General features: G+C 42.8%; 12 protein-coding genes. 4 read left to right on the top strand and 8 right to left on the bottom strand.

Going from position 1 to position 12613, the window contains the following annotated elements; translation table 11 throughout:
* Window positions 1-220 precede the first annotated feature (220 nt).
* The gene (gene pruA, locus Q3W13_RS19805) at window positions 221-1858 is read right to left on the bottom strand and encodes an L-glutamate gamma-semialdehyde dehydrogenase (protein ID WP_302866754.1); all 1638 of its coding nucleotides are present in this window, start codon (window positions 1856-1858) and stop codon (window positions 221-223) included.
* Window positions 1859-2037: 179 nt separating this feature from the next.
* Between pruA and Q3W13_RS19810 the strand changes: the two genes are divergently transcribed.
* Entirely contained in the window at window positions 2038-2880 is an 843-nt protein-coding gene (locus Q3W13_RS19810) for a DUF2911 domain-containing protein (RefSeq protein ID WP_302866756.1), read from the top strand.
* 220 nt (window positions 2881-3100) lie between these two features.
* Here Q3W13_RS19810 and Q3W13_RS19815 read toward each other — a convergent pair whose 3' ends face one another.
* The 3 genes from Q3W13_RS19815 to Q3W13_RS19825 form a co-directional block, all read right to left on the bottom strand.
* Window positions 3101-3775: a class I SAM-dependent methyltransferase gene (locus tag Q3W13_RS19815; RefSeq protein WP_302866758.1), complete on the bottom strand. Its 675-nt coding sequence runs from the start codon at window positions 3773-3775 to the stop codon at window positions 3101-3103.
* A gap of 224 nt (window positions 3776-3999) precedes the next feature.
* Entirely contained in the window at window positions 4000-4425 is a 426-nt protein-coding gene (locus Q3W13_RS19820; protein ID WP_302866761.1) for a hypothetical protein, read from the bottom strand.
* Between the two features lie 78 nt (window positions 4426-4503).
* Window positions 4504-5214 (bottom strand): hypothetical protein, encoded by a 711-nt coding sequence (locus Q3W13_RS19825; protein WP_302866762.1) that lies wholly within the window; start codon window positions 5212-5214, stop codon window positions 4504-4506.
* A gap of 333 nt (window positions 5215-5547) precedes the next feature.
* Between Q3W13_RS19825 and Q3W13_RS19830 the strand changes: the two genes are divergently transcribed.
* The 3 genes from Q3W13_RS19830 (at window position 5548) to Q3W13_RS19840 (ending at window position 8599) form a co-directional block, all read left to right on the top strand.
* Window positions 5548-6777, top strand: a complete 1230-nt coding sequence (locus Q3W13_RS19830) for an NADP-dependent isocitrate dehydrogenase (protein ID WP_302866764.1) — start codon at window positions 5548-5550, stop codon at window positions 6775-6777.
* A 130-nt stretch (window positions 6778-6907) separates the two neighbouring features.
* Window positions 6908-7591, top strand: coding sequence for a hypothetical protein (locus Q3W13_RS19835; RefSeq protein WP_302866766.1), 684 nt, complete (start codon window positions 6908-6910; stop codon window positions 7589-7591).
* Window positions 7592-7618: 27 nt separating this feature from the next.
* Window positions 7619-8599 carry a type I phosphomannose isomerase catalytic subunit gene (locus Q3W13_RS19840; protein ID WP_302866768.1) on the top strand — a complete coding sequence of 327 codons (981 nt, stop codon included), beginning with the start codon at window positions 7619-7621 and terminating at the stop codon, window positions 8597-8599.
* 55 nt (window positions 8600-8654) lie between these two features.
* Here the strand turns inward: Q3W13_RS19840 and Q3W13_RS19845 are convergent, their stop codons facing one another.
* The 4 genes from Q3W13_RS19845 to hppD form a co-directional block, all read right to left on the bottom strand.
* Window positions 8655-9020 carry a four helix bundle protein gene (locus Q3W13_RS19845; RefSeq protein ID WP_302866770.1) on the bottom strand — a complete coding sequence of 122 codons (366 nt, stop codon included), beginning with the start codon at window positions 9018-9020 and terminating at the stop codon, window positions 8655-8657.
* A 67-nt stretch (window positions 9021-9087) separates the two neighbouring features.
* Window positions 9088-10569 carry an ATP-binding protein gene (locus tag Q3W13_RS19850; protein ID WP_302866773.1) on the bottom strand — a complete coding sequence of 494 codons (1482 nt, stop codon included), beginning with the start codon at window positions 10567-10569 and terminating at the stop codon, window positions 9088-9090.
* 201 nt (window positions 10570-10770) lie between these two features.
* Window positions 10771-11427, bottom strand: a complete 657-nt coding sequence (locus tag Q3W13_RS19855) for a DNA alkylation repair protein (RefSeq protein WP_302866774.1) — start codon at window positions 11425-11427, stop codon at window positions 10771-10773.
* A gap of 51 nt (window positions 11428-11478) precedes the next feature.
* Window positions 11479-12603, bottom strand: coding sequence for a 4-hydroxyphenylpyruvate dioxygenase (hppD, locus tag Q3W13_RS19860; protein WP_302866776.1), 1125 nt, complete (start codon window positions 12601-12603; stop codon window positions 11479-11481).
* Window positions 12604-12613 lie beyond the last annotated feature (10 nt).

Raw genomic sequence — 12613 nt, forward strand, 5'->3', positions numbered from 1 at the left:
GTTAATATTATAAATCAGTCAATTATTTATTTAAAGGCTAATATATAACGGTTATTTGGCCCCGCTGATATGTGCGGGCGTTATTTAACATCTTTTAACAGGGAAGTACATAGCTCATGCTTCACGAATGAAAGGCTATAGTAAAAAATTGAATGGTCCATAATTCATTTGCTGAAACGCTACGGCTTATGAACTATGGACCATTGCCAATTAACTGATATTAACCCTCTTTTTGTAAGAAAGGATAGCGATAATCCTTAGGCGGATCGAAGGTTTCTTTGATGGTACGTGGTGATACCCAGCGCAGCAGGTTAATCATCGAACCGGCTTTATCATCGGTGCCCGAACCGCGTGCTCCGCCAAATGGCTGCTGACCAACCACGGCACCGGTTGGCTTGTCATTGATATAGAAATTGCCGGCCGCGTTGCGCAAACGATGTGTTGCTTTCGCGATGGCATATCTGTCTTGCGAAATGATCGAACCCGTTAAAGCGTAAATAGATGTTTTATCAACCACATCCAGTATTTCGTCGAATTGATGATCCTCGTATACGTAAACTGACAGTACAGGGCCGAATAATTCTTCACACATGGTTACATAGTATGGATCGTCCACGCGGATAACGGTTGGTTCGATAAACCAGCCTTTGGTTTTATCGTAATTGCCGCCGGCAACAATTTCGGTTTTGTTATCATTTTTTGCAGCGTCAATGTATTTGGCAAGTTTGTCAAATGATGCTTCGGTTATAACGGCGTTGATAAAGTTCTCAAAATCCTCAACCGGCCCCATTTTAAAAGAGGCTATATCGCGTTGCATATTTGCTTTTACCGCGGGCCACAGCGATTTAGGGATATAAGCTCTGGAAGCGGCTGAACATTTTTGCCCCTGGTATTCAAAGGCGCCGCGCACTAAAGCCGTGCTAACTACATCAGCGTCAGCACTTGGGTGGGCAAGAACAAAGTCCTTACCGCCAGTTTCGCCAACTATACGCGGGTAACTTTTGTATTTGTGGATATTGTTGCCAATAGTTTGCCAGATATTCTGGAAAACGCCGGTTGAACCGGTGAAGTGAATGCCCGCAAAATCGGGATGGCTGAAGATCACATTGCCGGCAATTGGGCCGTCAACATAAATCAAGTTGATCACACCTGCAGGTACGCCCGCTTCTGTAAACACTTGCATCAGCACATTTGCAGCATAAATTTGGGTATATGCCGGTTTCCAAACCACCACGTTCCCCATCATAGCAGCCGAAGTGGGCAGGTTGCCTGCAATAGCCGTAAAATTGAATGGGGTTAAAGCAAAAACAAAGCCTTCAAGCGGGCGCTGTTCAACACGGTTCCAAACGCCCTTACCCGAGATGGGAGGCTGTTGCTTATAGATCTCGGTCATATATTCTACGTTAAAACGCAGAAAATCTACTATTTCGCAGGCTGAATCAATCTCGGCCTGGTAGGCATTTTTCGACTGTCCCAGCATAGTGGCCGCATTTATTTTTGCGCGATACGGGCCGGCAAGCAATTCGGCTGCTTTTAAAAATATTGAAGCACGGTGTTCCCATGGAAGTTCTTCCCAATCAGCCTTTGCGGCTAAAGCAGCATCAATAGCAGCCGTTACATGCCCGGCGTCACCTTCGGAGAAAGTGGCCAGCACATGCTGGTGGTCATGTGGGGGGCGAATTTCTTTTTTATTATTGGTGCGGACTTCTTTGCCGCCGATATACATAGGTATATCAATTTTTTGGGAGCGTGCCTCTTCTAAAGCAGCTTTAAGCGTTGCCCTCTCTGCGCTGCCCGGGCCATAATTCAATACCGGCTCGTTCTGCGGCGCAGGAACGTTGAAAAATCCTTTAAGCATAAAATTGTCAGTTACTGAGCGGCAAAGATAAGGATTTTGACAGGGATAATATTTGATGCAATGTCAAAAATGCATCTGTCAGCTTTGGATAAAATTCAATTGGCAAAGCAATAAATAATGCAACGTCTTCAACAATCTGACATGAATTTTTTAATAACTTGGCTTCAAATATAATTACCATGAAATTAAACCTAAAACTCATTTTTCTGGGTGCTTTAACATTTTGTACCGTAAGTACTTATGCGCAGCTTACACCCGCTCCCAGTTCTACGCAAAGCATTACACAGGAGTTCGGTCTGGGCAAAATCAACCTGACATATTCACGCCCGGATGTTAAAGGCCGAAAGATATTTGGCAATGTTGAACCTTACGGAAAAGTATGGCGCACCGGTGCAAACTCGGCAACTGTAATTAAATTCAGCGATGATGTAACTATGGAGGGCCATAAAGTAATGGCGGGCGAATACGGTTTATTCAGTATCCCAGGTGAAAAGGAATGGACTATCATCCTGAGCAAAAACTCAAAACAATGGGGCGCCTATACTTATAAGGATGCAGACGATTACCTGCGCTTTGTTATAAAACCCATCAAACTGAATGAAAAGATAGAAACGCTGACCATGCAGTTTGCCAACGTATTCCCAACTACTTCCGAGTTACATATCATGTGGGAACATACGGCGCTGGTAATCCACATGACTACTGACATTGATGCCAGGGTAATGGCCCGTATAGACTCTGCGATGAAGACTGATAAAAAACCTTACTACGATGCAGTGGTCTACTATTATAACAATAATAAAGATATGAAAAAAGCCTTACCGTGGGCTGAGGAAATGGCCACGCTCCCAGGCTTACCATCCTATGTTGCCAATTTATGGAAAGCCCGCGTGTTACTACGAACAGGCGACAAAGCTGGTGCAGCCAAAGTTGCCGCCGAAGGCGTTGAAGCTGCTAAAAAAGGGAATAATGATGAATACGTCCGGCTGAATAGCGAGGCTCTTGCGCAGGCTAAAAAGTAATTAATAAATATGTATGAATTATAAGGGGCAGTCTTTTACGACAGTCCCTTTACTGCAGTTTTATTGTATAAAGCGTGTTCACAAATAAATAAGTTAAGAGTGCAGAAGAGGTGTAATTTTAAAGCACCGCAGGCAAACGGCCTTTACAGATTGCCCTAATCAAAATGAACCGAAATGACCGGACTTTTTTTACAAAACGCTCAAGAGCACCGGTTCTGAATTATTTTACAGCCTGCCCTATAATAATATACCTGTTTCTGGGCGGAATAAAGTATTCAAGAGTCTTATCAATTTTGCCCAGAAAGTTTCGCTGCCATTCGTTGCGGCCAAAGCAACCCAGAAAACCTGTTGTAGTATATTTAACGCTTGAGAAGGATGAAAATATACTATCTACTTCATTCATTTTTAAATAATTCCAGCCCCGGGTTCCGAATTTCTTTCTAAAAAATTTATGCATAAAGGTTGATTCAAGATTCTCGGCGAAAAGTAACCTCCCGTTCGGCTTTAAAGCCTTATAAACCTGTTCGATGATACGCTTTTTGTTTTGCTGGTTTGCGAAGCTGATCCCGCCCATGATCGATTTAAAGATGATAATGTCAAAGCTGTTTTCGAAAGGAATATTGGTGGCGTCAATACTGCCATAGGTAATTCTCGAACCGCAATCATACGCTTTATGAATATCATATGCGGCTTGTTCAGGGCCATTCAGATCAGTGCAATATACATTATTGCCTTTTAGCGCCAGCCACAGTGACAATCCCCCTTTACTCGCGCCCAGTTCCAGGCAATTGAACTCTTTATTTGAAACCGGACAATGCTCTTCCCAAAATTTGAGCGCTCTCGACCAATTTTCAACATCCCAGGCAATTACTGTTTTATTAGTAGGTGTTTTCATGTCTCCCCGATTACCTCGAATGTACTATAATAGCTTAATTTTACAAGATAAAATGGCGATCAATGTGATTTACAAAAAGTGTATAATGTGTGTAGTTGCGGTTAGGTGATGGATAAAAATGATTAGCATTGCCGGTAAACAAAAACGACGTCTCGCTAAAATAAACTGCCCCCAAATAGTGTCTAACTTTTTGGGGGCGGTGTAGATCGCGGAGCGGGCACTTTTTATTTGGGACGATCGTTTTTTGGATAACCTTCTTCGTCAAGGTCCTGGCGGTCATCTTCGGGGGTATGGCTTAACGCCTTGTCGGCGGCATCAAGCTCAACTATGTGGCCGCTGTCAATATGCATACCTAACTTATCCACGTCAGTTTCCAATGATTCATTGGGAATATATTCTTCGCCGGCGTCGTAAGGATTAGCTTCATCGTAAGTAGAATTGAAATCCTCACCGTTTTTTACAGAAGTATTATAAGGGTCCTCGTGCTGATAATCCGGGTCATCGCTTTTTACGTCGTATTCAAAGCTGTCGTCGTCGGCATTATATTTAAGGTCTTCCTTATCAATGGTTTCGCCGAGCTGGTCTTTTAAGGTGCGGTCCCTGTCCTCGCCTTCACTATCAAAAACGGGGTCAAATGGTTTATTATTCATAGGTTTTGAGTTTAATTGTATAAAAGTTTTAAGTGTTAAAACCGGTACCGTTTTAACTACTCCAACATTTACAACTGCCTAATAAGTAATTTGTTTTCTGTAAGATGTAAGAGCCGAGCCAATAGCAAATTTTACGCCAAGAGTAAATTGGGTGTAAACGTCCTTTTTGCCACCGGCTACAAAACCGTCCAAATCATCACCCAATATATAATTGTAACCGTAGCCGAGGTCTATCTTTGCGCTCGGCTGCGAATACCGGTTAAATAATTTGATTTCATAACCAATGCGCAAGGGTATAAAAGGCTCTTTGCTTTTGTCATCGCCGCCGGTATAAAAATCTGCTATTTGTTGCGAATTACGGCTTACCTGTGTGATGTGGTTCCGGACGAAGCCTAATCCGGCAGATACGTACAGATTTTTAAGCGCATTTTGAAGAGGGCTGCGCGAATAATCCATTATTTCGCCCAACTGCAGTTGCCCGCGGAAAATAAAAGCTGCGAAATCATTATTAAAATACCGCCCCGATTTAGTCAATACCGAGTCGCCACCGCGCAGCTTGCCCAATTGAGTTTCGAATACAAAATTTACGAAAGGCGTAGCGTTGTAAGTAAAGTTAAAATGGATAGATTGGGTGGTGGTAACTGTTTCCGCATCGCCATAAACCTTATCAAAGCCAACTGCAGTACCAATATCATATTGTGCATAATTGTAGCCATTTTGCGCCCTGGCCATAAATGCGGAACAAACTAACAGAATTATGGGTAGAGTTTTAAGTAGATGTTTTGTCATAAAATTATAACTACGCTTTGGTAACGTACTAACCGCCGGTTTAATTATATTTTATAAAAATAGTATCTAGGTTTATAAAAACAGCATGGAGGGTAAAGAAAAGTTGAATAGTTGATTAAGTGTTGATATTGCCTGAATGTTGCAAAGTTAAAATGTTGTCTATTTATTTTCGACCAGGGTTAGTTAATACAGAGTTTGGAACAGGGGTAATCGGCCGCGCTTTGCACGTGCCTGACAATATGTTTAAGCCTTTCTGACTTTGCCGACTTTCCGGATGTTCGGACTTTTTTGAACCATTTTTATATATTTGGCACCACTAAAAACGTATCAAACATGTCGAAAATTAAAGTAGCCAATCCCGTAGTCGAGCTGGACGGCGATGAAATGACCCGCATTATATGGAAATTTATCAAGGATAAGCTGATTATTCCTTACCTGGACCTTGATATTAAATACTACGACCTTGGTTTGGAGTATCGTGACGAAACCAACGACCAGGTAACGATTGATGCTGCTAATGCCATTAAGCAATATGGTGTTGGCATCAAATGCGCCACCATTACGCCTGACGAAGCCCGTGTGAAGGAGTTTAATTTAAAACAAATGTGGAAATCACCGAATGGTACGATCCGTAATATTCTGGACGGTACTGTTTTTCGCGAGCCGATAGTTATGGCTAACGTTCCGCGTTTGGTGCCAAACTGGACTGCTCCGATATGCATTGGCCGTCACGCATTTGGCGACCAATACCGTGCCACCGACTTCCTAACTAAAGGCAAAGGCAAACTAACGATTACATTCACGCCGGAAGATGGTGGAGAGGTACAGTCGTTCGATGTGTTTAATTTTAAAGGTGATGGGGTTGCTTTAGCAATGTACAACACCGACGAATCGATAAAAGGATTTGCCCGTGCATGCTTTAACCAGGCTTTGCTGAAAAAATGGCCTTTATATCTTTCTACAAAAAATACGATCCTTAAAAAATACGATGGCAGGTTTAAAGATATCTTCCAGGAGATATATGAAAACGAATTCAAACTTGAATTTGAAGCTAACCAACTTACTTACGAGCATCGTTTGATTGACGACATGGTTGCCTCTGCATTGAAATGGCACGGTAACTTTGTTTGGGCTTGTAAAAATTATGATGGCGACGTGCAGTCTGACACAGTTGCACAGGGCTTTGGCTCATTAGGCTTAATGACCTCGACACTGGTTACTCCGGATGGAACGGTTATGGAAGCGGAAGCAGCCCACGGTACTGTAACCCGCCACTACCGCGAGCACCAGGCCGGTAAGCCTACCTCAACCAACCCAATCGCGTCCATATTTGCATGGACCCGTGGTTTGGAATTCCGTGGCATGCTGGACAAAAACGAAGAGCTTATTAACTTCTGCAAGACCTTGGAACAGGTTTGTATCGAAACCGTTGAGAGCGGTAAGATGACCAAGGATTTGGCTATCACCATAAAACCTAAAGTTGAGCACGGCAAAGATTTCTTGTACACTGAAGAATTCCTCGCTGCAATTGACGAGAACCTTAAAGCGAAATTGGGTAAGTAATCACTCGCCGGGACACAATATTTTGTGCCTTGGCTGAATAAATTAAAGTCTGCATAGCAATGTGCGGACTTTTTTGTTGCCATAATTTGTGTAACCTGTTTGCTTTTGTAATGGTCATAGCGACTAAACTATGCAGATAAACATAACTTTTCGCTATTGCCTGGCTTTCATGGCGTTCGTTTTTGTATTCGGTCAGCTACACGAGGTGGCGCATTTAACAGCGGCGTTCGTGGTATGTGGCTATCCGGGCAGCCAGGCCGATTTTAATTTGTGGACATTGTGCGGCGACTGCCAGGTTAACCCTAATGGCTATATCGCAACCATATTCGGTCCTGTTTTTAGTTATCTGATGATGTGGACAGGATATTTTCTACTGCGCTCTTGGAATAAAAAATACTGGGGCGTTGCATTTGTCCTGATACTCGGAAACCTCCCTTTCGCCCGGATTTTTACTGCAGGTATGGGCGGCGGTGATGAAACTACGGTTTTAAAAACTCTCTTCAGCGCCGAGCCGGTTTGGCTTATTAAAATTATTGGTTTTTTGATAGTAGCCGGCCTGGCCTTCCCGCCAATTTTCATGGCTTATAAGCGGTTGCACTACAAACGCAAACTGCTCCTTATCATTACCTTTTGTGTTGCGCCAATGCTGATCATGATGCCTTATGAATTCATTTTGCTCGGAAAGGTGCTGAAATCCGGGTTTATGGCAGATCAGCATTTTTTAGGCATCGCCGATTTTATTTACCTGCATACCCTATTGATGGCTATGATTGTTTTAATTTTTAGAAAAACATTATTTGCCTTCTCAAAGTAATAACTTTGGCGTTTTAAACATTTACTTATGTCAGCATTATATCCTTTAAAATTCAAAACCATTTTTAAAGACAAAATCTGGGGCGGCCAGAAAATCAAGACTTACCTGCATAAAGATTTTGGTTCATTACCAAACTGCGGTGAAACCTGGGAAATATCAGGCGTTAAATCGGATGTTTCGGTGGTTAACGGAGGGGCGTTGGATGGCGAATCGCTGGCTGACTTACTGGAACGTTTTAAAGGTGAACTGGTAGGGGAGAAAGTGTATGCCCATTTTGGAAATGTCTTCCCGTTGCTTGTAAAGTTTATAGATGCCAATGACGATTTATCGATACAGGTTCATCCCAATGATGAACTGGCTAAAAAACGACATAACTCTTTCGGCAAGACCGAAATGTGGTATGTTATAGAATCGGACCCCGGCTCAACCTTAATATCTGGCTTTAACAAGGAAACAAACGAGCAGGAGTACCTCGACAAGCTGAATAGCGGGCATATCATGGATATTCTAAATCGCGAAGATGCTAACGCGGGTGATGTTTTCTTTTTGCCGGCCGGTCGCGTACATACTATCGGTAAAGGCTTACTGATTGCCGAAATTCAGCAAACATCAGACATAACCTACCGCATTTACGATTTTGACCGTGTGGATGACAAAGGCCATAAACGCGAACTGCATACCGAAGAAGCGCTGGCAGCCATAGACTATAAGCACTACCCTGAGTATAAAACCAAATATCAACCTGAAAAGGATGAGACTGTTCAACTGGTAAGCTGCCCATATTTTACTACCAGCATACTTGACTTCGATAAATCTACCAGCAAGGATTACAGCGATCTTGATTCATTTATAATTTATGTATGCTTTGAAGGGGGATTTACACTGAAAGCTAATGGCGAAGAATATCCTGTGAAAGTGGGAGATTGTATTTTGCTGCCAAAGGTAATTGAGAAAGTGGAGTTAGTAACCAGCAATGGGTTTAAGATTTTGGAGAGTTACATAAAGTAAAAGAGATCAGAAGCCCGAGGTCAGAGATCAGGAAAGAGAACACAAATTGGATTAATTATTTTTCTGCTTGTTTTCTCAAATAAGCGGTATAGCCGTTAATCATCCTCATTATTTCGTCGCAGTCTTTTTGTAACTGTTCTGAGTTTTCTTTGCTGATGAACTTATTATCCTCAGCAATTATGAGATGATCCATAGTCTCAGAAGCCGAACCGCGAGCGGTGACCAAGAATTTTGAGGCATCAATATAATGAAATCTCCCGTGTCCTTCAGCAATATTGTTACCTATCGAGCGAGACGACCGGATTATTTGATCCGTTAAGCGATATTTTTCCTCAGCCGGAAATGACTTAACCAATTCGGTGATACTATTTCGTAATGTCCTGGATTTTTTCCAAACTTCTAAATCGGTAAAGGCTGCCATAGGATGGTAAATTCGCTAATATAAGGAAAAGTTTTTAAACCGGTCTCTGGCCTCTGACCTCTTTAAACTAAACCAATCTTATCGTAAACTTCGTCCCCACATTCACGGTACTATCAACCTTGATGGTGCCGCCCATTGATTCAATCTGGTTGCGGGTAATAAACAGGCCTATACCTTTGGCGTCTGAATTTTGGTGGAAGGTTTTATACATGCCGAATAGCTTATCGCCATAACGCTCCATATCAATACCAACGCCGTTATCTTCAAACAACATGTAAACATGGTTATTATCTCTTAACGTGCGGCATGTAATAACCGGCGGCCGGTCAGGATGGCGATACTTAAGCGCGTTGGTGAGCAGGTTTTGAAATATGCTTTCCAGGTAAGCGGGTATATATTCAATTACCGGGCATTGATTAAAGTCATATTCTACCCTGGCATTAGTTGAATCGATATTGCTTTGTAAAGCCGAAACGACTGTCTTAAACACGCCTTCAAATTCCAGTGTTTTACGCTCTTTATCTGTCTCGGTGTGAATCATCACGATTTCGTTCAGATGCTCAACGGTGGTAGCTAAGCTGCTACTGATAGATTTGATGTGAGCGAACACCTCGGCCCTGTCTTCTGCCGACTCGCTTTCTTCATGCAGGTTAACCATAAATTGAAGGTTACCAGAATGGGAGCGAAGGTTATGCGAAACGATGTAAGCAAAATTCTGGAGGCGTTTGTTTTGGTCGTTAAGCGAGTTGATTGAGGATTGCAGTGCCAGCCCCTTCTTTTTAATGCTATCTATGTCCTGCAGTATGCCGCGTATTTTAACACACTTGCCGTAGTCATCAATAATCGGCAAGCCTTTAGTGCGCACCCATATTAAGTTGCCTCTGGCAGAACGGAAAAGCAATTCCAAATCATAGGGCTTGCAAAACTTTATAGCATTATCAATCGCATCATTTATCAGCGGACGATACTGCGGCTCAAAATAACCCACCGCATCTTCGATACTTAGCTTGTACTGGTCGTTTAATTCATAAATATCGTAGGCTTCTTTAGACAGCCACAGGTTCATGGTTGGCACATCTATCTCGAAACCGCTGATTTTAGCTATCGTTCCGGTCTCAGCAAACAGAAAATCATTTTGTGCCGAACGAAGACTTAATATCTTGGATTTGTTAATATTAACGAGCGAACCAGTGAACTTTGCTATACCGTTATCTTCCCACTTCCTGGTAACGCTTTCGAACCACTGATAGCCGGAAGATTTGGTTAAAAGCCTGATTTGAACTGTGTTGGTTTGATCGGCAGAGCGGGTGTGGATAGCTTTTAAAAATATAGGCTTATCATGATGATATAGCAGTTCATCAAGAAAAAAGTTGTAGGAACACTCAATCTCTCCCGGCGCATATCCTAAAATAGCGTAGAAACCGGCAGACCATTTAACGTTTTTTGTGCTAACGTTATATTCCCAGATACCCGCATTTAATTGATCAATTATTTGAGCAAGATGGGACGCATCGTCAGAATAAAAGTTGTTCCCCTCAATAATGCTCATAGTAATATCCAGCTCATATGTTTAATCAACAGCCAACAGGATTACCAATAGAAAAATTTATGCCAAAAACACAAGCGGCCGAATTGGTAAGCCAACCTTATACGAAAGCCGCTTGAAAATGGTTGGCAATTATATGTAAATTGAAAGGATGAGTGATAATTTTTGACGCTAAAAGCCTGAAAATTAATTAATAATTATCAGTTATTTGCCTGAGAGTTCATTTAGCGCATCGGTCGCAATCCACCTGGCACTTTTGGTATTTTGGGCTAAAATCCGACGCGCAGTATCCATGGCTTCGGTACGCAGATCTGCATTTCGTTTGCCGATTTGACGCAGCGCCCAGTTGACAGCTTTCTTCACAAAATTCCGGCCGTCCCAGGCCTCGCTTTCTATAATAGCGAAAAATGGCCTAAAAACTTCGTTTGGAGCCTTTTTATCATGCACAGCCAATTCTGCCATTAACACAAACCCTGCCCGTTTTACAAATTCATTTTCGCTCCTGGAATATTGCCGGGCCTTGTCAATGGCGAACGGCGTCTTATCGAGCAGGTTGCCGCAGACCTGGTCGCATACATCCCAGGAATAGAAATCATGCACCCAACTGTCGGCTTGCGCCTCAGTTAATTGCTTTGGGTCGGCAATCATAGAAGCAAGCAGCCGCGCTTCATGAATTTTAGTTTTCCACAAGTCAAGCGCAAGGGAATGATCGGATTTTATCAGCTTCGCTATCTTCCTCAATTCGGGGAGGCGGATACCCAATGCAAATTCATCAACTATACCAAAACGCTTCATTCCTGCTTTGTATTTCTCGTTGGATTTTTCCTTCAGGATGTCGATGATTTCGTCTGCCGTGGTCATAAAAAAGGCCGGACTATTGCCCGGCCTAAAAATAATTAAAATCCAAGATCTTTACAGGTTTCCCCTTATCTCCTGCTCCCGCTCAATTGCTTCAAACAGAGCTTTAAAATTTCCGGCGCCGAAAGATTTAGCGCCTTTACGTTGTATAATTTCGAAGAATAAAGTTGGTCTATCTTCAACAGGTTTGGTAAATATCTGCAACAGGTATCCCTCATCATCGCGATCAACCAATATGCCGAGTTTAGCCAGCGGTTCCAGATCTTCATCAATATGGCCCACGCGGTCTATAAGCTCATCATAATAGGTAGTTGGTACACTTAGAAATTCAATGCCCCGGCTTTGCAGGGTGGTAACGGTATTTACAATATCGTTGGTAGCCAGCGCCAGGTGCTGTACGCCTTCGCCTTCATAAAACTCAAGGTACTCCTCAATCTGTGATTTCTTTTTGCCTTCAGCCGGCTCATTTATCGGGAATTTAACAAAACCATTGCCATTGCTCATTACTTTGCTCATAAGCGCAGAGTATTCGGTCGAGATCATCTTGTCGTCGAAGGTTAATATGTTACGGAAACCCATAATGTCCTCATAAAAATTAACCCACTCGTTCATTTTGTGCCAGCCCACATTACCTACACAATGATCTATATGCAGTAGACCAGTCGGTGTTGGATGATAACCGGTATCAACTTTTTGATAGTTGGGTAAAAAGGCTCCCCGGTAGTTTTTTCGTTCAATAAACAGGTGAACAGTTTCGCCGTAAAGCTTGATTCCGCTTGTACGTACTTCGCCAAATTCGTCGGTCAGGGTTTGAGGTTGCTGATAAGGCTCCGCGCCGCGTTTGGTGGTTTGATAAAAGGCATCGTAAGCATCATCAACCGATAAAGCCAGCACCTTTACGCCATCACCGTGTTTTTTCACGTGTTCGGCTATCGGGTGGTCAGAATGCAGTGGCGTGGTTAGCACGAGGCGGATTTTGCCCTGCTGCAATACGTACGAAGCGCGGTCACGCACCCCTGTTTCAGGACCGGCATAGGCCAGGTCCTGGAAGCCGAACGCGGTTTTATAATAATAAGCTGCCTGCTTGGCATTGCCCACATAAAATTCAACATAATCGGTACCGTTAAGCGGTAAAAAATCAGTTGTTTTTTGTTCTTTATCTAAGGTTAGTGTTTCCATTTTTACGTTG

The organism is Mucilaginibacter sp. L3T2-6, assembly GCF_030519355.1.
GTDB lineage: Bacteria > Bacteroidota > Bacteroidia > Sphingobacteriales > Sphingobacteriaceae > Mucilaginibacter.